The sequence below is a fragment of the Bacillus cereus genome, from assembly GCF_002577405.1.
In the GTDB taxonomy this organism is placed as follows: Bacteria; Bacillota; Bacilli; order Bacillales; family Bacillaceae_G; genus Bacillus_A; species Bacillus_A cereus_AU.
On the sequence record NZ_NULR01000003.1, the window covers coordinates 291,817 to 315,927 of the forward strand.

The window sequence follows — 24,111 nt, forward strand, 5'->3', positions numbered from 1 at the left end:
CCAGCAGTTATCCACCATCAATTTTCTTCGCTTTTCTCTGAATCTTGAGGTGGGAGTCTTACTGCCCGCGAATAGCGGGATAAATATTCTGCTAAAAGGAGCGACCAACGTTGTTGGTGGTTCCTTTTTCTCTATTTGGATTATATAATTAAGTTAATTTAGAATTATTAGAAATCAAAGAAAAACAATAGGGAGTGCAGGTGAGAATGAAAGAAAAAAATGATTATGAATTAATGCAATTGGTAAAAGAAAACTATCGTCCTGCATTAGAAGAAATATATGAACGATATATTAAGTTGATATATAGCTTCACTTTTAAATTTTTCCAAGGAGATGAAGACAAAACAAAAGAAGTTGTTCAATTGATTTTTTTGAAACTTTGGACAACTAAAAGTATGTATAATCCTTCAAAAGGTGATTTCGTAAATTGGATACTTACAATTACGAGGAATATATGTATTGATTATGTCCGAAAAGAAAATAAAGAACTTATGTATAGAAACTTTCATAATATTTATGATTCTGAAAAACATATGCATATAACAGATTCAGAAAATCAAATCGAGAAAAGGCTGCACAGTGTTGAAATTCAAAAGGCAAAGCAGAATTTGTCTATACCTCAAAAAAGATTAATCGACTTGCTATATTGGAAAGGTTATTCCCTTAGTGAGATTGCTAAAATGGAAGGTGAACCATTAGGAACCACTAAAAGTCGTCTTCATCAATCTTTAAAGCGATTAAAAAGATATCTAGAATAGAGGGGATAGTATGGAGAGAGAATGTGACCATTTATTATCTTACGTTACGAATACATTTGATGATAGAGAACAAAGAAAGTTTCAAGAACATTTAAAGACATGCCCGAAATGTCAAGCTGAGTATTCATCAATGCAGGAAGCTTGGGAAGCGTTACATTTCGATTTTGAAGAGAAAGAAGTACCAGCAACATTAAAAGCGGAAGTGTTTGATTTTATATTTGTTCACGAACAAACGAGTAGAGATAACATAGTAACAGCGAAATTGAAAGAATGGACGGTTTTACTAAGAAAACAATTTACACCGTTGGCAACGGTATTATTAGGAATAATGGTAGTGATTACTGTAGCAGTAACAATTGAAAATTCGCAATTAAAAATACAATCTGAAGCTAAGCATGAATTAAACAGTGATCCGATTAAAGTAATCTCTACTCGTCCATTAGTATCAAGCGATCAAAACCATGAAAATACAAAGGGCAATATATTTGTTATGCAACAAGGAGATAAGAAAAAATTAGTTGTACAAGCTGATCATTTGCCACAAGTAAAAAATTCAGAAGTGTATCAAGTTTGGTTATTAAAAGATGGAGAAAGAAAAAACGCTGGAATATTTAAACCTGATGAAACTGGTTCTGGACTTCTGACATATGAAATCTCACAAAAACAGTCCTTTGATAACATTGGTATTACAATTGAACCAGATTCGAATAGCACGAAACCTCTTGGTAAAAAAGTACTAGGGACTTAAAACATATGTTACAGTGAATTAATAGCAGTTTCCAGCATGGTCAAATCGTATGAACGTGTTGGAAAAAAGGATTGAAGGAGTGAGATTTACTTAAATATGTTACCAATACATCAGGATGGCCAGGAAATTTAGGGGGAGAATGGACAGATAATAATATGAAATATAATATAGGGCTAGAACAATCATACCAATTATATAAATAAGAGAGATACATATAAAAGGCATTTCCAATTTGGGGAAATGCCTTTTATATGTTATAGTATAATAGTGTTTTGAGATGATGTTATTTTAATATACTTCAAATTTTGTTATGTATTATTTTTATATTAAATAATCATTTAACGTATTTTTTTATATAAGGAGTAAGGATTAGAGAAATGAAAAATATAGACTTTATACTAGAAAGTGACGAGGGATTAAAACCGTCTGAACGATTAGTACTATTATTGTTAGAGAAGCATAGAATGTTATATACAAACGATCTATTGGCGCTTTCTAATTTATCATATAAAACATTAACAGATTCATTAACGGCACTTGTTTTGAAGTCGTATGTGTTAAAGGAAACAGGTAAGGGTAGAAGACAGAATTGTTATAGATTGGTATGATAAGGTTGCTAACTTTAGAGAGCTTTATACATGTTTTTTCAGATGTAAGGGTAAAATGCATTTTTGTTTTCAATTGATAAAATATATTGGGAGATACATGAATATATTTGAATTTCATTTTTATTAATGTATTTCTACCGGAACTAAAAATAAAAAAATAAAATAAACTGCATAAAAAAGAAATAAAAAAACAATCCGATTTTTAAAACGGATTGTTTTTTTATTGGAATACTATTATTTTATAAATTGAAAGGATGAATGATTATTCTACCTCACTTGTATACTTTTCAGGTAATAATTCCATTACGTTACATTTTACAAGTTCACCATTATAAGAAAGGATAACGTTCGTATTTTTTCCATAATCACTTATTAATTCTCGACACATGCCACATGGAGCAACAACCCAACATTTTTCTATATCTTCATGAGGATGTGGGTGAGCAACTGCTACAATGGTATCAAATTCATGATCACCTTCTGAAATAGATTTTCCGATTGCCATAGCTTCACCGCATACCGTTATTCTTCCAACATTCGCTTCAACATGTACTGCTGCATAAACATTTCCCGTTTTAGTTCGTACAGCTGAACCGATATGATGGCGACCATACTTATAGTTTATTTTGATTACTTTTTCAGCAGCTTTAATTAAATCAGAGTCTTCAGTGTTTAAAGGCATTACTTGTAACATGATCTCTCCCCCTTAAAATAAGCATAATACTATTATTTTGACAGAAAATTTTAATATTTAAAACGAACAATAAAGTTTAGTCAAAATGAATCATGTAATATTATTATGTAAACTATTGATTTTAAAATGAAAACGAGCAATTAAGATAACAACTGGAAGTAGCTTACGTCGATATTTATAAAAAGTGTTAGAGCATTTCTTTACATGAGGAATGCTTTTTGTTTTCACTTAAAACAAAATAACGATAAAAAAAACGTTTTAATTAATAAAAATTTATTGTAAAACGATAAAATATGTATTAAAATCAGAATAAGCAAGTGAGGTTCTTTTTATGGGAAAAGTAACAACTCGTAGAAGGTTGGAATAACAATGACGAACCTTTCTATATTGAAAAATGGAAAGGAAACAGCGATTCGATTATCCACTTTAGAGGGAATTTGTAAGGTTTTAGAATGTCAGCCTGGAGATATTTCAGAATACAAAAGTGATGAAGACAGTTAAATGTCTTGGAGGAAACTTAATATTACAATTATTAGAGGAGGTATAACTATGGAAATTAACAATTTGATTGTTGAAAATATTGATAACCCTCATGAACTGGAGAGAATGTATAGAAAAGACCCGAAAGCTTTTAAAAAATCATTCTCACACGCATGGGAACAAAATCCTGATTCTCAAGTTCTGGGTATTTGGTATGAAAGATTACATTTCAAGGAGACGGAAAATACAGGGAAAACGTCCTTGATTCAAAAAGGTTTCTTATTCATGGGCATTTTAGCTATTCTGGCCGGGATAAGCACCAGGATCATTTTCCATTTTGTCGAACAGGAAGTAATTGCTCCAATTAACCTGGCTTTTGGTATAATTCCCTTTATTGCTGCCTATTTTGTTTACAATAATACTCCGAAAAAAAGTGTTATTTATTCCATTGTTGCGTTGTTCCTAATTTCTGGGTTTTATCTTAATATGCTGCCATTAAATTATAAAGACAGTACTATCCTTGCTTATTTACACCTTCCCATATTCTTATGGGTATTGGTAGGGCTTGCATTTACAGGAAATGAATATTCAAAAGGAAGTAAAAGATTAGCCTATATTAAATTTAATTTAGAATATTGCATTCTTTACGCCAGCATGGCAGTTAGCGGAATGATACTAGCAGCATTAACCATGCAGTTATTTAGCTTTGTTGACTTGGATATAGAAGACTTCTATTTTCGTAATGTCATTTTATTTGGTGCTGCCGCTCTAGCTATTGTGGCTACATATTTGGTATCAATGAATCTTAAACTTGCTAAAAATATTACACCATATATAGCTAAAATTTTTAGTCCTTTGGTCCTGATCACATTGTTGATCTATCTTATAACGGTTATATGGGTCGGAAAAAATCCATTCTTGGACCGCAATTTCCTGATAGCCTTCAACGGAATACTCATTGGTGTATTGGCCGTTACCATATTTTCCATTACCGAGAGCGATTCAAACGAGCAAAAGAACATTTCAGATTATATAAATTTTGCCTTAATTGTTCTTGCGCTTATCATTGACAGTGTAGCTTTGTCAGCTATCGTGTTCAGACTTTCTTCTTATGGGATTACGCCTAATAGACTTGCTGTTTTAGGAGTAAACATACTTATTTGGACAAATCTAATTTGGATTATGTTCTCCTATATGCGTTTTCTACAAAACAAATCTGGACCTTGGGCAATCCAAGATGCCGTTACTAAGTATTTGCCGGTCTATGGACTTTGGGCAGCTTTCGTTATATTTACTTTTCCAATCATTTTTAATTAGAAAGATTCTGTAAATGTAATGAAAAGTTAATCTTCTATAACGTATAAAATTATTAGAGCCGATATTATACAACGTTGTGTAATATCGGCTTATTTCCATTACTAAAGTTAAAAAAGAGGATATTCAAACTAGAAGACATAATATATTGTCGCAAATGGATTCTTTAAAATATATCTATATGGATTTTTAACTTGAAAAGGGTGCTTATGTTGAAGTTTATAGTTGCTGGATTGGTGAGGAAAAGGACATTACATATTAGTCATGTAATGTCCTGTCATTTATCTATATTTATTTTATTGTGTGGAAAAACTCTTCTACAATAGTAGAAAAAGAATAACATAAACTACTATTTTATTGCAGCATACATAAAAAATTTTAATGTAAATATGGAAATGTCGTCGAATGCTATCTTTAATTGGTTAATTTATGAGATATTTTTGTGAAGGAACTTATTTTCTAAGAATAGAATTTAGTTTAATAAGAAAACGTGCCGATGGTAGTGAAAAATATGGGTTAGGGGGATTTGAAATGAGGAAACTCAAAAGAGTAAATGTTCCTAATATACCAGAGCAACAATCACAGCCTAGTCACAATCGTAGTATAAACAAAAAGAAGTTAAGACGACTTATTTTAATGGTTCTTTTTATTGCTGCGGCTACTTTGTACGTCCAATATATTTTAACGAAACAGCATGAGATAATAATAAATAAAAAAGATACGATTACAAATCAAAAGAAACAATTAGTTTCATTAAAGAAGGATCAATCGTCCTTAAAGACTAATATCGAGAATTTAACGGATAATGAAGAGGAAATTTTGAAGTTTGCGAGAAAAGAATATCAATTTTCTAAATCAAACGAAACAATTTTCGTATTACCAAAGTAAAATAATGAAACAGTTAGCCCGTAGCTAACTGTTTTTTTATTTGTGAAGAAAGTGCGGAAAAAGAAGGCGTTCAATAGCATGTTACAAGGGATAGTGACATATTTTTAGATGAAGAGTTAGAGATTTTTCCAGTTAAATGTATGGATGTTTAATTATGGAATATATGTGAAAATAAATGTTGTTAAAATTCTGATAATTTTATATAATATGTGCAAGCGGATACATTTCTTAATCAATGCTGAGTTTACCACTCATACGTCTATTAAGAAAACCGTTATCCTCGTATAGGAAAGGAAGATAGTTGTGTACGCTTCAAATACAATTTATATTGTAGGGGATGCGAAATCTCCTCAAAATAATCCAATTACAGAGAAGTTTAAAAGTTATTTTATAGCATTTGTAATCGAAAAGGATACAGGGAAAATTGTTGATGCAGATTGTTCCGCAACAATTGCATTAACATCGCAGTTCGTTAAATATTTATTCTTACATAAAAATATTAACGACCTAGAGCTATTCATGGAAATTAAAAATCGTTATTTCGGTTCATCTCAAAAGGCGCTACTTGTAGCGCTAAAAGATGCACAGAAAAAATATAATCAGATTGCTGCTTTGTCTACTCAATCATAGACAAAATCCAGCCGTAAGCATGTTCTTACGGCTGGATTTTTTATTGGACAACGAAAGGATGATCGACATGAAAATTACGGATATAAAAGTGAAGCGCCGACATGTAAAGCTTCATACTCCTTTTAAAACAGCACTTCGCACTGTAACAGAAATTGAAAGTATAGATGTATATATTCATACGGACGAAGGCATTGTTGGAAAGGGTGCCGCGGCTGCAACACCAGTTATTACAGGTGATTTTGCAAGTGGGATTGAGGAAGCGATATTAGGGCCGATTCGTTTATGTTTAATTGGTCAAGATATGATTCAATTTCAACAATTGATACAGTATATTCAAATGAGTTGTATTGGAAATACAAGTGCGAAAGCAGCGGTAGATATCGCTTTATACGATGTATATTGTCAATATCAAAACGTTCCACTTTACGCATTATTAGGCGGGAAGAAAGAAATTTATACAGATATTACAGTGAGTGTAGATGAACCTTTCATTATGGCGAAAGAGGCAAAGCAACATGTAGAAAAAGGATTTCAAACTTTAAAAATTAAAGTTGGTAAATCTGCTCATTTAGACTTAGAACGAATTGAGGCGATTCGAAATAGCGTACCCAAAAGTACGACGTTACGATTAGATGCAAATCAAGGATGGAGTCCAAAAGAGGCAGTTTCTATTATTAAAGAGATGGAAAAGCGTAATTTAAAGATAGAATTTATTGAACAACCGGTACACGCGAAGGACTGGGATGGATTAAAGTACGTGAAAGAAAATGTACAAACGCCAATTATGGCTGATGAAAGCATCTTTTCAGCAAGTGACGCCTTAAAACTCGTTCAAGGAAGGTATACAGACTTAATCAATATTAAATTAATGAAATGTGGTGGCATACGTGAAGCATGGCGTATTGCAGATATCGCAGAAGCAGCTGGGATAAAATGTATGGTTGGTAGCATGATGGAATCTTCACTTTCCGTTAGCGCTGTTGCACATTTAGCGGCAGCTCATCCTAATATTCATTATTTTGATCTTGATGCACCACTGTGGTTAATGGAGGAGCCTGAGGGAATGACGTATTCTGGTTCAAAGGTAAACCTCCATTCTACAGTGAATATTTAATCTTAGAAGAAGTGACTAGTAAACTATCTTTTAAGGAGGATATATATGAAAAAAGTAGGAACTGCATTTTTAACAACTTTATTTATTTTTTCATCGTTTACATCGGTAAATGCTGAAGAAAAAAAGGATCGTAAAGGGTTTATAGATGTATCTGCTGCAACGCTTTGGACCACGCCTGATTCATTACGACCAATCGATGCACCAAGTGCAACAAATCCAGTTGATTTATGGAAGTGGACGAAATCAATGACACTTGATGAGAAGTTATGGTTAACAAGTGCGAATAAATTAGAAACGCAAGCACTACTCGGTCAAGAAGTAACGGTTGTTGATAAGAGAGGTGGCTGGGTGAAAGTGTTAGTCCATGGTCAGCCAACACCACGAAACGAAGAAGGTTATCCGGGATGGATGCCTGAAAAACAATTAACATATAATCAGGAATTTGCTGATAAAACAAATGAACCTTTCGTATTAGTAACGAAACCGACAGCGATTTTATATATTAATCCTTCTGAAAAATATAAATCACTTGAAGTTAGCTATAATACGCGTCTGCCGCTACTTAGTGAAGATACAATTTCATACCGTGTGTTGTTGCCAAATGGTCAGAAGGCGTGGCTACGAAAAAATGATGGAACTGTTTATCGTTCTCAAAATGATATTCCGGCTCCGACGGCCGATGATTTAATCAACACAGGAAAAATGTTTTTAGGATTACCATATATATGGGCTGGTACAAGTGGTTTTGGATTTGATTGTTCTGGATTTACACATACGATTTATAAATCGCATGGAATAACTATTCCGCGAGATTCTGGACCGCAATCTAAAGCAGGAATTGCGGTTGATAAAGAAAATCTTCAAAAGGGCGATTTAATATTCTTTGCACATAATCAAGGAAAAGGTAGTGTTCATCACGTTGGGATGTATATTGGTGACGGAAATATGATTCACTCTCCAAAAGCTGAAAGATCGGTAGAAATTATACCGCTAAATACACCAGGATATATAGAAGAATACGCTGGTGCTCGTCGTTACTTACCTTAAAAAATAGAGGGGGTTTTGAAATGAAAAAAGTAGTTCGCTACTCATTAGTTAGTACTCTATTAGTTTCTTCATTTTTAGTTGGCTGTGCAAAAGAAAAAACAACTACAACGCCGAAAGATGAGAAGAAAGTATTACAGCTACTAGAAACGGGTGAAATCCCATCATTAAATTCAGGAAAAGTAACAGATGCGGTATCGTTTAACGTTTTAAATAACGTAATGGAAGGGCTATTCCGTTTATCGAAAAATGATGAAGTGATTCAAGCAGGGGCACAAAAATATGAAGTGAGTAAAGATGGAAAGACATATACGTTCCACTTACGTGATGCAAAATGGTCTAACGGAGATCCAGTAACCGCTCATGATTACGTATATGCTTGGAAGCAACTGATTAACCCAGATACAGCTTCTCAATATGCATATATTGCGTACGATGTGAAAAATGCAGAGAAAATAAATAAGAAACAGCTAGGAATAGATGAATTAGGAGTAAAAGCAAAGGATGATAAAACGTTCGTTGTAGAGCTAGAACATCCTGTACCGTATTTTACGAAACTACTCATTTTACCATCGTTCTATCCAATCAATGAAAAGTATGCGAAAGAGCAAGGTGATAAATACGGATTAGAAGCAAATAAAACGATATATAATGGGCCATTTACATTATCAGAGTGGAAGCATGAAGCTAGTTTTACAATGAAGAAAAATGATAAGTATTGGGATAAAAAAGAAGTGAAATTAGATGAAATCAACTATCAAATTGTAAAAGAAATTTCAACTGCGGTAAATTTATATGAAACTGATAAGGTAGATAGAGCTGTCATTTCCACAGAATTCGTAGATAAATATAAAAATAATAAAGAACTAAAACAATATACGGATCCAGTTATGTATTTCTTCCGATTCAATGAGAATGTGCCGATTCTACAAAATAAAAATGCACGTTTGGCGCTGAGTACAGTGTTTGATAAAAAAGGGCTCGCGACTTCATTTTTAAATGATGGTTCGGTTGCAGCGAATTATTACGTACCAAAAGGGTTTTTAAAAGGCCCAGATAAGAAAGATTTTAGAAGTACAGCAGGTGAGTTTAATAAGACGGACGTAAAACTGGCGAAAGAATATTGGGGAAAAGCAAAACAAGAGACAGGTACAAATGAAGTGACATTAGAACTATTAAACTATGACTTAGAAAACTTTAAAAAAGTAGGAGAGTACATTAAAGAGCAGCTTGAGAAAAATTTACCAGGCCTAAAAGTAAATGTGAAATTACAGCCACATACCCAAAAATTAGCACTTGAGAAGAAGAAAGAATATGAAATGTCATTATCACGCTGGTTACCTGATTATCCAGATCCGATGACATACTTAGAAGTCTTCCTTTCTGGAAGTACTGTCAATAATACAGGATATGCAAATCCAGAATACGATGCGTTAATTAAGAAGATTAAAACAGAATTAGGTAATGATGAAAAAGCACGTTGGAAAGCACTGCAAGATGCTGAAAAAATACTTCTTGATGATGCAGTAATTGCACCGGTATTCCAGCGTGGTCTATCTTACTTGCAAAAACCTTATGTGAAAGATTTATACGTACATCAATTCGGTCCAGCAACAAGTTTAAAGTGGGCAGATGTACAAAAATAAAATGGTAGAAAAACAGACTTCACAAATGTGATAGTCTGTTTTTTTCTTTTATATTCAAATGAATTATAGACATTTATTATGTTTTTTCATCTTTGATAAATAAAATTGTTACAAAAATTCCAGTGTGAAATTTATGTAGAATCTTGTATAATTAACGTGTTTCTATGGAAACATTTTCTTGCGCTATTTATATAGGATTTAATAGAACAAGGAAAGAAATACATACATGTATATAATAGATAAATAGAATGGAACATGTATAGTGAAAAAGGAGAAAAAAATGACGTGTCAAAAACAAGGGTTACAATTTAATAGCGAGAGAAAGAGGAATAGACGATGAAGATGAAACATGCTTTTGGTCCAATTATTATAGCATGTCTACTCTTTTTCATTGTCGTGCTTATTCCATCTAAAAGTTTAGTATCACTTATTAGCGATAAGAAAGTTGAAGATGCGGCAACTTCCTTACAAAAAGAAAAATTGCAAAGTGTTTTCTTACAGCAAAAAATGTTAGAGAATTCGCAGTATTTACCGATGTACGGTTCATCAGAATTTTTACGAATGGATGCATATCATCCGTCTAATTATTTTAAAGTAAATCCGGCAGGTTTTACTCCATTTTTAATAGGAACTGGCGGTACGCAAAGTTTAGCTCATATTTTAAATATGACGTCTACGATGGATGAATTAGAAGGTAAAAAGGTAGTCTTTGTTCTTTCACCACAATGGTTTACAAAAACCGGTGTATCACAAGGGGATTTTACAAATAATTTCTCCAAACAACAAGCCTATCATTTTATTTTTAATGACGAAATAAATCCTGAAATGAAGAAAAAAATTGCGAAACGTTTGCTAGATTATAAAGTTGTTCGTAAAGATGCGATATTAAGTAGTTCTCTAGAAAGTATTGTATATAACGATACAAAACATAATATAAAAGCTGGGCTAGCTAAACCGCTAGCATATATGTACCGGAATATTTTAGATCATAGAGATTTATTTAATTCCCTATTTAAGATCGAACCGATGAAAGAGAAAACAAATACGGGACTACGTTCACTTTCTTGGGAAGATGCACGTAAACAAGCGGAACAAGAAGGTAAAGCGGAATCTACAACAAATACATTCGGAATTGAAAATCCGTATTACTATAAACATAATTTCAAGAAAAAATTAAAAGGTCTAAAAAACTTTAGAGCAAATGAATCGTATGATGAATCACCAGAATATGATGACTTACAAATTGTTTTAGATCTTTTCAAAGAAAAAAATGTCGAACCACTCTTTATTTCTGTTCCTGTAAATGGACCTTGGTATGATTATGCTGGTTTCCCGAAAGAACGCCGTGATGTGTATTATAATAAGGTTCGCGAGCAAGTCGAGAAAGCTGGATACCCAGTAGTCGATTTCTCTAACCATGAATATGATAAGTATTTCTTAAAAGATACAATTCATTTAGGTTGGAAAGGTTGGATTTACTTTGATGAAGCGGTGCAGAAGTTTTATTCTGAGAAATAAAGTAGAGAAACCGGAATGGCTATTAGCCGTTCCGGTTTTTTAGTATAGAGGATTTTGGTGCGGACAATTCGGAAATGCATGTATATCTTGAATTTGTCTAAAATCATAATGTTTCATGGCGAATTGTGCTTGGTACAGGTATTCATATACATATAATTGGCCATCATGTGCTGAACATAATACACCAGAAGTTCCTTGCCCGTTAATGAAGGAAATGCCGATAGGGCGTCCAATTAAGTATGGTATTTTTTGTTGCCAGTGCATAGGAAAATCACTCCTTTTTGAGATAATATACGAAATGAATGAGTGAATTGTAGCTTATCCACATAATTATGGAGGCTTTTTATACAATTTCTAGAAGATATTAATATGAATGAATTATAAGTACGAGAAAGGAATGAATAATGAAGAAAGAGAATATTTTGGAAGAAAAATTAAATTTAATAGAGTGGTGTCAAACATTACAGCGAGTGCCTGATGATATATGGTTTCAGGCATTAAAAAAAGGTTCATGGGCAATTGCGGATGTGATTTCACATTTTATCGTTTGGGATGTGTTTATAATAAAGGATAGAATTCCATACTTTATAAGTGGACAATCTGTACCAAATGTTCCAATAGATGTTGAGGAAATGAATATGGGAGCAATTAAATATGCGAGATCTGGTATTTCAAAAGAAGAACTATTAAATCAATTTAGTGTTACTCGTAAACAATTAGTGGATGAAATTGAGCGAATTCCTACCAAATATTTTTATAATGACTACCAATTTGACACTAAAAAAGTGAAATTAAATAATTACTTTTCATCACTCATTCAGCATGATTTAAAGCATAAAGAAGAAATAATACAATTTCTAATATATAATCAAGCCTATAATAAAAACCGCTAACATTCGTAATGAATATATAGCGGTTTTTATTTATATTTTTACGCAAGATTTTTACGCTTTTTTGTCCATTTTTTTATGACGAAGTATAAAAGAATAAGTATGACGCCGCCAATTGCGAACGATTTCACATATGGTCCAGCAATATCATTAATATTCTCCCAGTTTTCGCCTAGTTTTTCACCTAAATAAATGAAAATGATAGACCAAGGGATGATTGCAAGTCCTGTTAATGTAATGAAACGTGAAATTGGCATTTTTGTAATACCAGCAGGAATTGAAATCGCATGACGTACTACTGGAATGAAGCGTGCTGTGAAAATTACACCTGTTCCATAACGATTAAACCAATCTTCAGCAGCATCGATTTGTTTTTTATGAATGAAAATATATTTTCCGTAACGTTCTAATACAGGGCGACCACCGTATCGACCAATCCAGTAAATAAAGACTTGGGCAATTACACCGCCAATTGTACCGAATATAACGGCACCTACAAATGAGATACTGCCATTTGATACTAAGTATCCCGCATAAGCAAGGACAATTTCACTTGGAATAATTTCAATCATTAGTCCAAGCATAATGCCCCAATAACCTAATCCTTCAAAAAATGTTAAAACTGAATGAATAAAACTACTTAACATTGTTGCACCTTCTAGTTTATGAATTTTTGAATAGATAAACCTTTTTGTTAATAAAGTAAAAGGTTTATCATGTGTAGATTATACCTTATTTACATAGGGGATTGCTATTTCAATTCTTTTATGTCTCTCTTAAATATTATAGTAAAGCATATAAGCTGATTTTTCATGAAGAGATAATGAAAAGATTATTAAGAATTTCTCATATATTAATGATAATAAACTGAAAATTAAGTATAATTATGTGAGCTTTTATTTATAAAAATAGGAGGAGAATATATGCAAATTAATGATCCGATTTATGGAACAATCTTTATTCGTGATAGAGAAATCCTTCGATTGATAGATACAAAAGCATTTCAAAGGTTGGCGTATATTAAACAACAAGGACATACATACTTTTTACACGAAAACGCAATACATACTAGGAAAGATCATTCAATAGGTGTATATGTATTAGTGAATAAAGTGATAGAATACCTTACAGATATTGGTGACATTCATTTATCAGAATATGAGAGGAAATTATTATCTGTTGTAGCTCTCCTACACGATGTTGGACATGGCCCATATTCGCATTGTTTTCAGCAAATATCGGGTGAAGATCATGGTGAGTGGACGGTACGAATCATTCAAGAGGACGAAGAAATACGCACGATTTTAAATCAGGCTCCTAGATTATTAGATGATGTAACGAAAGCTTTAACAGAAGATGGAGTTTTTCCAATTATAGATGAACTATTATTTAATTCATTAGGAATGGATCAATTAGATTTTTGGAATAGAGATTTATATTACTCATCGCTTGAATTAGAAGGTTTACGGATAGAAGAATTGATTACTTATATGCGTTTCATTAAAGGTAAACTTGTAATTGAAGAACCGGGAATCCCTTTAATCGAACAACTAATGAAAATGAAAGAAGGGTTATACCATAATGGATTTGGCCACCCATTTGTGGTAGGTAAAGACTTATTGTTGCAAAAAATTTTTAAAAAGATAGAAGAGAAAAATCTTTCATTCTATACTCCTGAGCTTCAAAACTTCTTTTATAAAAGAGAGAAGTTAGAAGTAGAGGGTTTTCTTCCGTTACATGATGGAATGATCTTCAATGAATTAAAGTGTTTTACAAAATCAAACGACGTAGAAATAGCAACATTAACCCAGCTATATTTTTCAACATCTAAAAGTTTAGCATTTGAAAAAGGAACAGAGGGTGACTTTAATAAGGAAAATAGCAGCTTAGCCGTAATCACTGAAAAAAAGGCGTACAGTTCATATGTGGGTGGTATTTATGTTTATAGTAGAGATGAGTTAGAAGATATTATAAAGCAATCACCTTTCATTCAAGAGATAGTAAAATTGCCAAAAAAAGAATATGCATATTCAATTTAAGTGGGTTTAAAAATAAACATGGATGAGGGGGAATGTGGATTGGAAAGAACGGCTATTTACATATATGGCAGGTAGATGCTTGTTTTCATTATCAAAAAACAGGAGCAAAATTGCTCCTGTTTTTACGGTTTCACATCTAAATTTTGTAAAAATAACGTTGCTGTTACGTAACGTTTCGCTAGCATTTGTACATAAGCGGTATGTACAGAAAGCGTGGCGATAATAATAGCGTTACGAATTGCTTCGCGTTGTTCATTATTAACTTGATCGAACTTGCTTGCAATTTTATCAGCTTTTTCTTTTACAATATTTTCAATCGTATGAATTGTATCTGTTGCATTTAGTTGTAAGCAATTCCCTTGATTTAGTTCTTCAAATAGAGAAGAGTATGCTACATATAAATGAACAGGATTGATTAAATCATCACTTCGATCAGCTGGGTCATTTACGATAAGGCGCAATAGCTTACGAATTGATTCAAAATCCAGTGCTGTTTTTAAATCTTCGACAATGAATAGTAAGGCTGCTTGTTCGATTGAGTATTTCTTCCCTTTTTGAGGGGAGCCGATCATTTCTTTTATATCTCGCTTCACCCAGTTTTGCATAGCGGTTACAGAGAAACTCGTGTTTTCAATCTGATTGCCAAGCGCAACTATTTCATTTAAAGAAAAACCGACATCCGTATCATCGATTTTAATTATTTTTTCAAAAATAGGTGAAAGTGCGGTTGTAATAAAAGCTGTAACGCTTTGTCCGCTTTCAATATCTTTTTTATGTGACTTTGCCCAAGCTTCTTGCAAAATGCTAAGAGGCTTTTTCGGATTCCATCCTCTAAGTGATAGAAGGAGTGTTGCCATTTCGTTTCGTGTGAGATGAAATGTTTCCATCTTTTCACCTCCAAAATTATAAAAAGTTCTTATGAACTTATAATATGTTTTGTTTCATTTAAAGTCAATTCCGTTTTTCTTAATTTTTCCTTTGTTATGGAATTATTGTCTTAAGTAAATAATACTTGCATATTTCGACAAAAGTTCATATAATAAGTTCATAAGAACCTTTAAAATGATTTTAAAATAAATCTATCATTCTGAATTTACTAGAAAGGTAGATTTCACATATATCTATATAAAAGGAGAATGGATATAATATGTTGAAAAAACTTGTAGCAGTAATGACAGCATTCATGGTTATCTTTGGGGCTAGTAGCTTTATGTTCGTAAATCACGCGGAAGCGAAAAGTTACAAATCTGGTAAAAAATCATATACACCAAGTTCTGGTCAAAAGTCTAAGGTGGATTTAAACAAAAAAGATTCTAATGTAAATTCACAAAAAACGACAACAGATTCAAAAACAAAAGCAACAAACACAGCGCCAAAAAGTAATAAAGGAAGCTTTATGAAAGGTTTATTACTAGGTGGTCTTGGTGGTTTACTAATGGGTAGCTTATTTGCAAATATGGGAGCTCTTGGTTCTGTATTAGCGTTTATGGTAAATATGTTAGTTATGGCTGGTATCGTAATGTTAGCAGTTCGTGCATTTAAATACTTCAAAAATCAACGTAAGAAAAAGGCAGATGAAGTTGCATGGAAACAATAAAAATTTCTGAACAAGAATTAATAAATGCGCTTTGTATATATATCGCTGAAAAAAGACAAGTTGGTCCAGAAGCGGTTTTAGTTGAACTGATGTATGATGATGACTACGGTTTCTCCGCAGAAGTAGAGGTAAATGGTCGTAAGCAAATATTAATTCAAGCAAACTTAATTGAAGCATTGCGCTTATTACTTAATCGAGAATACAACGTCAATTCATTTGCGGCAAGATTACAACTTGAATTAGACGATGAAGAAGGCATTTACGCATTAGCGAAATTTAATAACTCAGATGAGTAGCGAAAAGAGCTGTTGAGAGTACTCTCAACAGCTCTTTTTAGTATGTGCATATGTAGAAGAATAATCATGCCAAAGTTCATTCATTTTTCGTCTGCCAGCATCAATCATTGGATTAAATTGAAGCGCTGCTTTCTGACGAACGGAGTGAACAGTTTGAATGGCTTGTTGCAAGTGTTGTTCAATCGAATTAGATTTTATATTAGCGTGTTTTACAATTGAGTAGCCAGCAACTGTTCCTTGCGCCATTGCGATTTTTCCGCTTTCAATTCCTGTAATATTTCCAGCTACAAATAAGCCCGAAAGAGGGGTTTCCATTGTTTCGGAATGAAGAGGGACGTGTCCGCCTAATTCCGGGATGTAACGGAAAGGACAACCAGCTACAGCAGCAAGCTCTGCAAGCGGGTATAAACCACCTGCAATACAAACGAAGTCTGCCTCTAATATTTTTTCTGATCCATTAATAATATTCCCTATAGAATCAATGTTAGCAACGCGAACACCTTCAACTTGATCTGTTCCAATAATTTCAAGTGCGGCTTTACGGAGATGAAGTGGTGTCCCATTTATTTTCATCCCGTTATTTGGGTAGAAGGTTAACCCAGCTTTTCGAATCCAATCATATTTCATAAAGCGGCTACCTATGCGTAGAAAAGCAGAAGGAGCAAGATGAGCTGCATTTAAAAGAGAGTTTAAAACTTCTTCTGGTTCACCAGCTTTTTGGCTTAATTCACTTTTTTCAGGAAGTACAATATGATCCACTTGAATTCCAGCTAATTGCAGTTCATTTAAAATCGCAAATGACAAAATGTTAGCACCAATAATGATTCCTTTTTTCCCAACTTGCACTCGGTGAACATTTGTCATAACTTGAGCTGCTCCAATTGACATAACTCCTGGAAGTGTCCAGCCAGGAAGGGGAATAGAATACTCAGCGGCACCAGTAGCAATTAGTACAAACGGTGCTTCTAACGTACCGATATTTGTATGTACGAACCAATTACTTTCATCTTTATCTAAATTAAAGACGGAAACACCGCACTGAATATCGACTGAAAGGGATTTTGCTTCTTCGTGAAGGCGTTTTGACTCTTCTATTCCGTTCCACCATTCTCCATTAGGCTCTTGATGTAACTGTCCTAACAACCTCCCACCTGGCTTCATAAATTCATCTATAACAAGTACGTTAAGTCCAAAGCGTGCACAAGAGATGGAAGCTGATAATCCTGCTGGTCCTGCGCCAATAATAATTACATCAATCATCGTTTTTTCACCATCTCTCTCACGATATTCGGGTGCTGTTTTCCGCTTTCCACAACCATATTGTTTTCAACTACAGTTAAGCAAGCTCGTACGTTCGTTTGATTGTTTACAGTTACGCGGCATTCAGAACAATGCCCGATATTACAATAAATGCCTCGCGGACTCCCGCTATCTTCATGGACTCTTAACGTTCGAATTCCGTTTGCAAGTAAAGCGGCCGCAATCGTTTCATGTTCATATGCTTCATATTGTTGACCATTAAATTGAAACGTGATGCGCTGACTACTATTTAAACTACCTAAAATAGGGTGATGTGTAATTCTGCTCATTTACTTTCACCTACCGCTCCGAAAGTAACTGCCCGCACAGGTGGCTGATATTTTAATGGGATTTCATTAGAATTTATATCAGGATTTGCATTTTCAATCATCCGATCTATCATCATTCTACACGTGCGGCCACCGCAAAATCCCATGCCAGCACGTGTTCTTAGTTTTAATTCTCTTGCCGAGCAGTTATATTCAGCAATTGTCGATTGAAGTTGTCCGTATGTAACTTCTTCACAACGACAAACAATTAAGTTCTCTTTATTCGTCATATGTATTCCTCCTCTAGTTCGGTTTGCACAAATTATTATGCAAAAACTATGCCAATATAGAGGAGGAAAAGGATTAGTGTAATCCAAGTCTTTTTAAACGGTTATATAAAGTGGCCCTCGTTACGCCAAGTTGTTTCGCACATTCTAATTTATTCCCATTTAAAATTCGTAAAGCTCTTTCAATGACTTTTTTCTCATGTTCATCCATCTCTTCTTGTAAAGAAAGAATCGCGTTATTGTTGCTTAGTAAAAGGGAATGAGACGTTTCGTTTTCTAAAGTATCATTTGTGTGAAATGGTAAATATTCTTGTTTAATAATACCGTCCGTCGCGAATACGACGAGTCTTTCAACTACGTTACGAAGTTCGCGAATATTACCAGGCCAATTGTAATGAAGTAGTTCATGCATAATGATTGAAGGTAAGTCACGAATCGGCCTGTTATAGTTAATTGAAAAATCGTTTAAGAATGAGTATGTTAATTCAATAATATCTTCTCGTCTTTCTCGTAGTGGCGGAATATGCAAACTAACTACATTTAAGCGATAATATAAATCTTCTCGGAAAGTTCCTTTTCTCATTTCTTCTTGTAAATCACGATTTGTAGCAGCGATAATGCGGAAATCAATATTTATTTCTTTCTCTCCACCAACTCGGTAATACTTTCGTTCTTGTAGTACACGCAAAAGTTTCACTTGCATATCAAGTGGCATTTCTCCAATTTCATCAAGGAATAAAGTGCCTCCTTGTGCGAGCTCGATTTTACCTTTCTTTCCTTTACTATTTGCTCCAGAAAACGCCCCACGCTCGTAACCGAATAATTCACTTTCAAATAATGCTTCAGGGATTGCACCACAGTTGATCGAAATGAAAGGTGACTTTGCTGTCTCGCTTGCTTCATGAATTGCTTTCGCAAATACTTCTTTTCCAACACCACTTTCGCCGAGAATTAAAACAGTCGATTTTACGGAACAAACCTTTCTAGCTAATTGTATCGTTCTTTGTATAACAGGGCTTTTACCATTCATTGCAAGAAAAGGATCGGATGTATCTTTATATTTTGCTACTTCTTGTTCTAATCGGTGCATTTCATGTGACATAGTAAATAGTTTTTCATTTAAAGCGACTTGATTTGTAACATCAGTTTCAGAGACGACTGCGCCGATAATTTCATCGTTACAATAAACTGGGTTTGAATTAATTAATACGAACAAATCAGGGCGAGGCTGATGAAACTGCGCGATTATGCTTTTTCCGCTATGTAATGATTGCAAAATTTCCAAATCTTTATAATCAAAAAAACGAGTAATCGGTTGCCCGATAATTTCATTATGGTGGACTGAAAAAATCTTTTCGGCGCCATCTGTCCATGTCCGAACGCATTCTTTCTCATCGATGACTGTAACAGAAGAATCAGACGTTTCAATAACAGTGTTATAAAACGCTTGTAGTTCATTGTAATACTTATAAAGAAAAGGAATCATTTGCTTAGTAGTAATACAGCATATAGGTTCTTGGTTTTCGTTAATGATGACAACGGCTAGTTCATGAGAAAATGCGTCGATTAAAGTAGTGAAAGAATCATCTTCATATACAACTGCACAATTCCATTTTTCAGTAGGTGAATGAATGTAATAAATTTTTTCGTCTACTTGCTTGATGTGTGGACCGGAATTTTTAAGATCGATTGACAAAATTTTTATAAACTCTTTTATTGTTGGAAATGAAAATGTCATATTGCCCTCCTGTTATGTATAAAAGTTTAGACAGTGATAAAGAAATAATACACTTATTTACGATAAATTTAAAATATTTTTACAAATAAATTTATTTTATATAAATAGTTCTATATGTAGAGTTGGCACACCAATTGCATAAAAGAAAGTGAGAGATTTAGGAGAAAGGAGGAGTGCTATGTGAGACACTGTGACGTTTTAATAATAGGCGGTGGTATTATTGGATGTTCGATCGCTTATTACACTTCAAAATATGGAAGAGACGTAACAATCATTGAAAAAGGGGAATTTGTCAGCGGGACGTCTTCACGGTGTGATGGGAATATTTTGGCTATTGATAAAGACCCAGGGTTTGATAGTCAAATGTCGTTAGTAAGTCAAAAATTAGTAACGGATTTAAGTGAAGAGTTAGAGCACTCATTTGAATATAGGGCACCAGGAAGCATTCTCGTTTGTGAATCAGACGAAGAGATGGAAGCGGCGCAGCAATGGGTCAATCGGCAAAAAGAAGCTGGTTTACCGTTTCGTATGCTAGATAGACAAGACATAAGAGAGGAATCACCATTTTTTGCAGATGATTTATTAGGTGGTTTAGAATGTGCAACGGATTCGACTGTAAATCCGTACCTTCTTGCTTTTTCACTTCTCGCAGAGTCAAAAAAATTTGGTACGAAAGCTTTTAATCATACAGAAGTAAAAGAAATGAAAAGAGATATAGACGGTTCCTTTATTGTAGAAACAACAAATGGGACGTTTACTGCGAAGCAAGTGGTAAACGCGGCCGGTGTGTGGGCTCCTAAAATTGGACAGATGTTAGATGTGAATATCCCAATCGAACCGAGAAAGGGACATATTATTGTAGCTTCAAGGCAACAACACGTTGGCTGCCGTAAAGTAATGGAATTTGGTTATTTGATTTCTAAATTTGGCGGAAAACGAAAAGTGGATGCTTTAACTGAAAAGTATGGGGTGGCACTTGTATTTGAACCGACAGAAAGCCAAAATTTTTTAATTGGTAGTAGTAGAGAATTTGTGGGCTTTCATACGAAGATAAATAACGAGGTTATTAAATGTATTGCGAACAGAGCAATTCGTTTTTATCCGAAAATGGCAGATATGATGGTGATTCGTTCATATGCTGGATTACGCCCATGGACAGAAGATCATTTGCCAATTATTTCACGAGTGGAACATATCCCAAACTACTTTATTGCAGCAGGACATGAAGGTGATGGAATTAGTCTTGCGGCAGTTACTGGGAAAGTGATTGAAGAGTTATTAAATGAAAAAGAAACAATCATTCCTATTGAACCACTTCGTTTGAGTCGTTTTACAGAAAGGGTGTTAAACGGATGAGGTCACAAAGAGTCTTTACGACGATTGATACACATACTGGCGGGAATCCAACGAGGACATTAATTAGCGGACTTCCTAAGTTAATTGGAGAAACGATGGCAGAGAAGATGTTACATATGAAAAGGGAGTATGACTGGATTCGCAAATTGTTGATGAATGAGCCGCGTGGTCATGATGTAATGTCAGGAGCATTGTTAACAGATCCGTGTCACCCTGAAGCTGATATAGGTGTTATATACATAGAGACAGGTGGATATTTACCGATGTGTGGCCACGATACAATTGGTGTATGTACAGCTTTAGTCGAATCAGGTTTAATTCCAGTAGTTGAACCGGTTACTTCTTTAAAGCTAGATACACCAGCTGGCTTAGTTGAAGTAGATATTTCTGTTCAAGATGGGAAAGCGAAAGAAGTCTCCTTTTGTAACATACCAGCTTTTTTGCTGAAAAACATTACTGTAGACGTTGAAGGAATTGGAACCGTAGAGGCTGATATTGCGTATGGAGGGAATTTTTATGCCATTATTGATGCGAAATCAGTAGGTTTAGAGTTAGTACCAGAAAATGCTTCTACAATCATCGATAAGGCTATTCATATTAGAAATACGATTAATGAGAGATTTGAAATCATTCATCCAGAGTATTCGTTTATAAGTGGATTAACACATGTTGAATTTTATACAGATCCTACTCATGAAAGTGCACATGTGAAAAATACAGTTGTTGTACCACCAGGCGGGATTGATCGATCTCCATGCGGTACAGGAACATCAGCGAAGTTGGCTGTATTATACGCTCATAAAAAAATCGACATCGATGAAGAATTTGTTCATGAGAGTATTGTAGGTTCTTTATTTAAAGGGTGTGTTATGAATACAACATATGTGGAAAATATTGAAGCTGTAGTAACAAAAATTACGGGATCAGCTTGGCTTATGGGTATGCATAGATTTTTTTACAATGAAAAGGATCCACTTAAAGAAGGCTTTTTGCTAATTCCGCCGATGGAGCATGAAACGGAGGATGTAAAATGAACATTCAAAAAATGTATACAGCAGTAGATGTGCACGTAGCTGGCGAAGCATTTCGTGTAATAAAAGATGTACCATGCAAATACTACTACAGTTTAGAACATTTAAATGAACAGTTTTCTGGGGAATTAGCAGAAGAAATGCAGCTTTTATTAAATGAACCACGTGGTTTTATCGGTTTAAATGGATGTATTGTCGTTCCTTCTATTCATAAGGAAGTGGATGCAGCAGTATTGTTTTTTGATCATGAAGGATCTATTCCTCTTCATTATGGCGGTATAGTAGCGGTAATAACAATGTTATTAGAAAGTGGTTATTTAAAAAAGAGAGAGTCTGATCAATACAAAATTGAAACGTTGTCTGGAATTTTTTCAGTTCACGCCTATGTAGAGCATGATGAAGTTGTATCTGTTTCGTTTGAAAGTAAACTTTGTTATATGGTTGAGAAAGATTTGAAAATTGGTAATATAAATTACTCTCTCATACAAGCAGATAAAGTTTATGCAGTTGTAGAAAAGGATACGTATTCGCCTGAAATTTCTGTTGAAAATATATCTGAATTAAAAAAATGGGGAGAAGCTACACTTGAAGCTATACAAAAACAGTCACTTATAAAAAGACTTATTTTAGTAGATTCTTCGCAAAAAGAAAAGAATCATATAAAGTCGATCACATTTCATGAAGATAACTTTATCGTACGTTCACCAGGTTTTGTTTCTACAATTGTGTCTTATGTTCATGCTTTATTTAAAAATAATTATATAGCGGATAAACCTTTTAAAAATGAAAGTATTTTTAATAGCTTTATAATAGTGGAACAAGTGAAGAAAGAAGAATTAGGATACATTTTCCGTTTTGAAAGTAGAGGGTTTATTACAGGAATGCAGACATTTCTATTAGACCCTACGGATCCGTTTCCAGCAGGTTTCTTATTAAAATAAAATGTTAAAGGGAGAGATAAATATGCAAACAATTAAAGGTGCATTTCCAGTATTAATAACACCGATGGATGAATATCAAGAGATTAATTGGAATGGTGTAAAACAAAACGTAAACTACTTTATTGAGCAAAAAGTAGCTGGAATTATTATTAATGGAAGTACGGGAGAATTTGTTAGTTTATCAAAAGAAGAACGATTTAACATGGTAGAAACTGTTTTGAAAGAAGTTGATGGCCGTATTCCAGTCATTGTTGGAACTGCAGCGGAAACGACGAAAGAAACGATTGAATATACGAAACATGCAGAAGCGCATGGAGCGGATTGTGCATTAATTATAAACTCTTACTATTGTAAACCGAAGGAAGAGGAAATCTATTTTCATTTTAAAGAAATCTCAAACGCTGTAAATATACCAATTATGCTATACAATAACCCATTTACTTCTGGTGTTGATATGAGTACAGAGCTTATGCTTCGCATTGGTAAAGAGTGTGAAAATGTTACACATATTAAAGAATCTAGCGGAGATATTCGAAAAGCGAGAGATTTAGTAAGACAAGGCGAAGGTGCGTTTCAAGTCTTCTGCGGATCTGAAGATTTAGTTATGGAATCTTATTTAGTTGGTGCAACAGGATGGGTTTCAGTAGCTGGAAATATTGTTCCAGGTCTCGTTACGAAAATGTATGAGCATTTTCAAAATGGTGAACTAGAAAAAGCGTGGGAAATAAACGATGCTATTTTACCTCTTTGCGAGTTTCTTGAAGGATCAGGGAAATATGTACAAATCGTTAAACGTTCAATGGAATTACACGGCCAAGCTGGCGGACCTTCTCGTTATCCGCGATTAGGATTAACTGAAGAAGAAGATCAAAAGCTTCAAACGATTTTAGCAGAAATTGCAGCTCATGCAGCTGTTTAAATAAGGA

At 34.0% G+C, this 24,111-nt stretch carries 27 protein-coding genes and 1 pseudogene; 20 read left to right on the plus strand and 8 right to left on the minus strand.

All coding sequences use genetic code 11. The annotated features are described in order from the left end of the window. The first annotated feature begins 206 nt into the window (after positions 1 to 206). The 4 genes and pseudogenes from COC96_RS06380 (at position 207) to COC96_RS06395 (ending at position 2,114) form a co-directional block, all read left to right on the plus strand. Positions 207 to 758, plus strand: a complete 552-nt coding sequence (locus tag COC96_RS06380) for an RNA polymerase sigma factor (RefSeq protein ID WP_098266449.1) — start codon at positions 207 to 209, stop codon at positions 756 to 758. A 10-nt stretch (positions 759 to 768) separates the two neighbouring features. Next, positions 769 to 1,506 carry an anti-sigma factor gene (locus tag COC96_RS06385; protein WP_098768516.1) on the plus strand — a complete coding sequence of 246 codons (738 nt, stop codon included), beginning with the start codon at positions 769 to 771 and terminating at the stop codon, positions 1,504 to 1,506. Between the two features lie 21 nt (positions 1,507 to 1,527). Continuing rightward, positions 1,528 to 1,709, plus strand: a pseudogene (locus COC96_RS06390) (invasion protein); the annotation flags it as partial. Positions 1,710 to 1,883: 174 nt separating this feature from the next. Next, positions 1,884 to 2,114, plus strand: a complete 231-nt coding sequence (locus COC96_RS06395; RefSeq protein ID WP_097903728.1) for a hypothetical protein — start codon at positions 1,884 to 1,886, stop codon at positions 2,112 to 2,114. Between the two features lie 262 nt (positions 2,115 to 2,376). Here COC96_RS06395 and COC96_RS06400 read toward each other — a convergent pair whose 3' ends face one another. Further along, positions 2,377 to 2,808, minus strand: coding sequence for a cytidine deaminase (locus COC96_RS06400; protein ID WP_098266451.1), 432 nt, complete (start codon positions 2,806 to 2,808; stop codon positions 2,377 to 2,379). Positions 2,809 to 3,177: 369 nt separating this feature from the next. Between COC96_RS06400 and COC96_RS06405 the strand changes: the two genes are divergently transcribed. From COC96_RS06405 to dltD, 8 genes are all read left to right on the plus strand, one after another. Then, positions 3,178 to 3,309 (plus strand): helix-turn-helix domain-containing protein, encoded by a 132-nt coding sequence (locus tag COC96_RS06405; RefSeq protein WP_098266452.1) that lies wholly within the window; start codon positions 3,178 to 3,180, stop codon positions 3,307 to 3,309. Between the two features lie 48 nt (positions 3,310 to 3,357). Next, positions 3,358 to 4,605, plus strand: coding sequence for a DUF4153 domain-containing protein (locus COC96_RS06410; protein ID WP_098768517.1), 1,248 nt, complete (start codon positions 3,358 to 3,360; stop codon positions 4,603 to 4,605). A 528-nt stretch (positions 4,606 to 5,133) separates the two neighbouring features. Then, positions 5,134 to 5,490, plus strand: coding sequence for an FtsB family cell division protein (locus tag COC96_RS06415; protein WP_097903725.1), 357 nt, complete (start codon positions 5,134 to 5,136; stop codon positions 5,488 to 5,490). Positions 5,491 to 5,793: 303 nt separating this feature from the next. Next, on the plus strand, positions 5,794 to 6,120 hold the full coding sequence (locus COC96_RS06420) for a DUF3870 domain-containing protein (protein ID WP_098266454.1): 327 nt from the start codon (positions 5,794 to 5,796) through the stop codon (positions 6,118 to 6,120). 67 nt (positions 6,121 to 6,187) lie between these two features. Further along, positions 6,188 to 7,234, plus strand: a complete 1,047-nt coding sequence (locus COC96_RS06425) for a dipeptide epimerase (RefSeq protein WP_098266455.1) — start codon at positions 6,188 to 6,190, stop codon at positions 7,232 to 7,234. A gap of 45 nt (positions 7,235 to 7,279) precedes the next feature. Next, positions 7,280 to 8,281 carry a C40 family peptidase gene (locus tag COC96_RS06430; RefSeq protein WP_098768518.1) on the plus strand — a complete coding sequence of 334 codons (1,002 nt, stop codon included), beginning with the start codon at positions 7,280 to 7,282 and terminating at the stop codon, positions 8,279 to 8,281. A 20-nt stretch (positions 8,282 to 8,301) separates the two neighbouring features. After that, positions 8,302 to 9,924 (plus strand): peptide ABC transporter substrate-binding protein, encoded by a 1,623-nt coding sequence (locus tag COC96_RS06435; protein WP_098768519.1) that lies wholly within the window; start codon positions 8,302 to 8,304, stop codon positions 9,922 to 9,924. Between the two features lie 336 nt (positions 9,925 to 10,260). Continuing rightward, the gene (gene dltD, locus COC96_RS06440; RefSeq protein ID WP_098266458.1) at positions 10,261 to 11,442 is read left to right on the plus strand and encodes a D-alanyl-lipoteichoic acid biosynthesis protein DltD; all 1,182 of its coding nucleotides are present in this window, start codon (positions 10,261 to 10,263) and stop codon (positions 11,440 to 11,442) included. 39 nt (positions 11,443 to 11,481) lie between these two features. Here the strand turns inward: dltD and COC96_RS06445 are convergent, their stop codons facing one another. Then, the gene (locus COC96_RS06445) at positions 11,482 to 11,706 is read right to left on the minus strand and encodes a hypothetical protein (protein ID WP_088229221.1); all 225 of its coding nucleotides are present in this window, start codon (positions 11,704 to 11,706) and stop codon (positions 11,482 to 11,484) included. Between the two features lie 140 nt (positions 11,707 to 11,846). Between COC96_RS06445 and COC96_RS06450 the strand changes: the two genes are divergently transcribed. Beyond that, on the plus strand, positions 11,847 to 12,335 hold the full coding sequence (locus COC96_RS06450; RefSeq protein WP_098266459.1) for a hypothetical protein: 489 nt from the start codon (positions 11,847 to 11,849) through the stop codon (positions 12,333 to 12,335). A gap of 38 nt (positions 12,336 to 12,373) precedes the next feature. On the opposite strand, the gene COC96_RS06455 is transcribed toward COC96_RS06450, so the two are convergent. After that, positions 12,374 to 12,979, minus strand: coding sequence for a DedA family protein (locus COC96_RS06455; protein WP_088229223.1), 606 nt, complete (start codon positions 12,977 to 12,979; stop codon positions 12,374 to 12,376). Between the two features lie 276 nt (positions 12,980 to 13,255). Here COC96_RS06455 and COC96_RS06460 point away from each other — a divergent pair, with 276 nt between their 5' ends. After that, complete coding sequence (locus COC96_RS06460; RefSeq protein WP_098768520.1) at positions 13,256 to 14,371, plus strand: HD domain-containing protein; 1,116 nt, start codon at positions 13,256 to 13,258, stop codon at positions 14,369 to 14,371. Positions 14,372 to 14,493: 122 nt separating this feature from the next. Here the strand turns inward: COC96_RS06460 and COC96_RS06465 are convergent, their stop codons facing one another. Further along, positions 14,494 to 15,258, minus strand: a complete 765-nt coding sequence (locus tag COC96_RS06465; protein ID WP_098266462.1) for a DUF1836 domain-containing protein — start codon at positions 15,256 to 15,258, stop codon at positions 14,494 to 14,496. A 260-nt stretch (positions 15,259 to 15,518) separates the two neighbouring features. On the opposite strand from COC96_RS06465, the gene COC96_RS06470 reads away from it, so the two are divergent. Continuing rightward, on the plus strand, positions 15,519 to 15,968 hold the full coding sequence (locus tag COC96_RS06470) for a hypothetical protein (RefSeq protein ID WP_088229225.1): 450 nt from the start codon (positions 15,519 to 15,521) through the stop codon (positions 15,966 to 15,968). Further along, positions 15,956 to 16,264: a YxcD family protein gene (locus COC96_RS06475; RefSeq protein WP_098266463.1), complete on the plus strand. Its 309-nt coding sequence runs from the start codon at positions 15,956 to 15,958 to the stop codon at positions 16,262 to 16,264. Before COC96_RS06470 ends, COC96_RS06475 begins: the two co-directional genes overlap by 13 nt. Before the next feature lie 24 nt (positions 16,265 to 16,288). Here the strand turns inward: COC96_RS06475 and COC96_RS06480 are convergent, their stop codons facing one another. The 4 genes from COC96_RS06480 to COC96_RS06495 all read right to left on the minus strand — a co-directional run bounded on the left by COC96_RS06480 (position 16,289) and on the right by COC96_RS06495 (position 19,857). Further along, entirely contained in the window at positions 16,289 to 17,524 is a 1,236-nt protein-coding gene (locus COC96_RS06480; RefSeq protein ID WP_098768521.1) for an NAD(P)/FAD-dependent oxidoreductase, read from the minus strand. Next, positions 17,521 to 17,853 carry a (2Fe-2S)-binding protein gene (locus COC96_RS06485; RefSeq protein ID WP_098266465.1) on the minus strand — a complete coding sequence of 111 codons (333 nt, stop codon included), beginning with the start codon at positions 17,851 to 17,853 and terminating at the stop codon, positions 17,521 to 17,523. The genes COC96_RS06480 and COC96_RS06485 overlap by 4 nt, the downstream gene beginning before the upstream one ends. Beyond that, a complete protein-coding gene (locus COC96_RS06490) occupies positions 17,850 to 18,122 on the minus strand; it encodes a (2Fe-2S)-binding protein (protein ID WP_000182288.1) in 273 nt (90 codons plus the stop codon). The genes COC96_RS06485 and COC96_RS06490 overlap by 4 nt, the downstream gene beginning before the upstream one ends. A gap of 73 nt (positions 18,123 to 18,195) precedes the next feature. Continuing rightward, positions 18,196 to 19,857, minus strand: coding sequence for a sigma-54 interaction domain-containing protein (locus COC96_RS06495; protein WP_098266467.1), 1,662 nt, complete (start codon positions 19,855 to 19,857; stop codon positions 18,196 to 18,198). Positions 19,858 to 20,037: 180 nt separating this feature from the next. On the opposite strand from COC96_RS06495, the gene COC96_RS06500 reads away from it, so the two are divergent. From COC96_RS06500 to dapA, 4 genes are read left to right on the plus strand one after another with little or no spacing between them, the layout of a single operon-like run. Next, positions 20,038 to 21,213: an NAD(P)/FAD-dependent oxidoreductase gene (locus COC96_RS06500; protein ID WP_098266468.1), complete on the plus strand. Its 1,176-nt coding sequence runs from the start codon at positions 20,038 to 20,040 to the stop codon at positions 21,211 to 21,213. After that, positions 21,210 to 22,247 carry a proline racemase family protein gene (locus COC96_RS06505; protein WP_097903708.1) on the plus strand — a complete coding sequence of 346 codons (1,038 nt, stop codon included), beginning with the start codon at positions 21,210 to 21,212 and terminating at the stop codon, positions 22,245 to 22,247. Before COC96_RS06500 ends, COC96_RS06505 begins: the two co-directional genes overlap by 4 nt. Beyond that, positions 22,244 to 23,185 (plus strand): proline racemase family protein, encoded by a 942-nt coding sequence (locus COC96_RS06510; protein ID WP_098266470.1) that lies wholly within the window; start codon positions 22,244 to 22,246, stop codon positions 23,183 to 23,185. The genes COC96_RS06505 and COC96_RS06510 overlap by 4 nt, the downstream gene beginning before the upstream one ends. A gap of 22 nt (positions 23,186 to 23,207) precedes the next feature. Beyond that, positions 23,208 to 24,104 carry a 4-hydroxy-tetrahydrodipicolinate synthase gene (gene dapA, locus COC96_RS06515; RefSeq protein WP_098266471.1) on the plus strand — a complete coding sequence of 299 codons (897 nt, stop codon included), beginning with the start codon at positions 23,208 to 23,210 and terminating at the stop codon, positions 24,102 to 24,104. Positions 24,105 to 24,111 lie beyond the last annotated feature (7 nt).

What these genes read in the sequence shown, in the direction of transcription:
- COC96_RS06380 (WP_098266449.1), top strand. Translation starts at nt 207, where the DNA reads ATGAAAGAAAAAAATGATTATGAATTAATGCAATTGGTAAAAGAAAAC.
- COC96_RS06385 (WP_098768516.1), top strand. Translation starts at nt 769, where the DNA reads ATGGAGAGAGAATGTGACCATTTATTATCTTACGTTACGAATACATTT.
- COC96_RS06395 (WP_097903728.1), top strand. Translation starts at nt 1,884, where the DNA reads ATGAAAAATATAGACTTTATACTAGAAAGTGACGAGGGATTAAAACCG.
- COC96_RS06400 (WP_098266451.1), bottom strand. Translation starts at nt 2,808, where the DNA reads ATGTTACAAGTAATGCCTTTAAACACTGAAGACTCTGATTTAATTAAA.
- COC96_RS06405 (WP_098266452.1), top strand. Translation starts at nt 3,178, where the DNA reads ATGACGAACCTTTCTATATTGAAAAATGGAAAGGAAACAGCGATTCGA.
- COC96_RS06410 (WP_098768517.1), top strand. Translation starts at nt 3,358, where the DNA reads ATGGAAATTAACAATTTGATTGTTGAAAATATTGATAACCCTCATGAA.
- COC96_RS06415 (WP_097903725.1), top strand. Translation starts at nt 5,134, where the DNA reads ATGAGGAAACTCAAAAGAGTAAATGTTCCTAATATACCAGAGCAACAA.
- COC96_RS06425 (WP_098266455.1), top strand. Translation starts at nt 6,188, where the DNA reads ATGAAAATTACGGATATAAAAGTGAAGCGCCGACATGTAAAGCTTCAT.
- COC96_RS06430 (WP_098768518.1), top strand. Translation starts at nt 7,280, where the DNA reads ATGAAAAAAGTAGGAACTGCATTTTTAACAACTTTATTTATTTTTTCA.
- COC96_RS06435 (WP_098768519.1), top strand. Translation starts at nt 8,302, where the DNA reads ATGAAAAAAGTAGTTCGCTACTCATTAGTTAGTACTCTATTAGTTTCT.
- dltD (WP_098266458.1), top strand. Translation starts at nt 10,261, where the DNA reads ATGAAGATGAAACATGCTTTTGGTCCAATTATTATAGCATGTCTACTC.
- COC96_RS06445 (WP_088229221.1), bottom strand. Translation starts at nt 11,706, where the DNA reads ATGCACTGGCAACAAAAAATACCATACTTAATTGGACGCCCTATCGGC.
- COC96_RS06450 (WP_098266459.1), top strand. Translation starts at nt 11,847, where the DNA reads ATGAAGAAAGAGAATATTTTGGAAGAAAAATTAAATTTAATAGAGTGG.
- COC96_RS06455 (WP_088229223.1), bottom strand. Translation starts at nt 12,979, where the DNA reads ATGTTAAGTAGTTTTATTCATTCAGTTTTAACATTTTTTGAAGGATTA.
- COC96_RS06460 (WP_098768520.1), top strand. Translation starts at nt 13,256, where the DNA reads ATGCAAATTAATGATCCGATTTATGGAACAATCTTTATTCGTGATAGA.
- COC96_RS06465 (WP_098266462.1), bottom strand. Translation starts at nt 15,258, where the DNA reads ATGGAAACATTTCATCTCACACGAAACGAAATGGCAACACTCCTTCTA.
- COC96_RS06470 (WP_088229225.1), top strand. Translation starts at nt 15,519, where the DNA reads ATGTTGAAAAAACTTGTAGCAGTAATGACAGCATTCATGGTTATCTTT.
- COC96_RS06475 (WP_098266463.1), top strand. Translation starts at nt 15,956, where the DNA reads ATGGAAACAATAAAAATTTCTGAACAAGAATTAATAAATGCGCTTTGT.
- COC96_RS06480 (WP_098768521.1), bottom strand. Translation starts at nt 17,524, where the DNA reads ATGATTGATGTAATTATTATTGGCGCAGGACCAGCAGGATTATCAGCT.
- COC96_RS06485 (WP_098266465.1), bottom strand. Translation starts at nt 17,853, where the DNA reads ATGAGCAGAATTACACATCACCCTATTTTAGGTAGTTTAAATAGTAGT.
- COC96_RS06490 (WP_000182288.1), bottom strand. Translation starts at nt 18,122, where the DNA reads ATGACGAATAAAGAGAACTTAATTGTTTGTCGTTGTGAAGAAGTTACA.
- COC96_RS06495 (WP_098266467.1), bottom strand. Translation starts at nt 19,857, where the DNA reads ATGACATTTTCATTTCCAACAATAAAAGAGTTTATAAAAATTTTGTCA.
- COC96_RS06505 (WP_097903708.1), top strand. Translation starts at nt 21,210, where the DNA reads ATGAGGTCACAAAGAGTCTTTACGACGATTGATACACATACTGGCGGG.
- COC96_RS06510 (WP_098266470.1), top strand. Translation starts at nt 22,244, where the DNA reads ATGAACATTCAAAAAATGTATACAGCAGTAGATGTGCACGTAGCTGGC.
- dapA (WP_098266471.1), top strand. Translation starts at nt 23,208, where the DNA reads ATGCAAACAATTAAAGGTGCATTTCCAGTATTAATAACACCGATGGAT.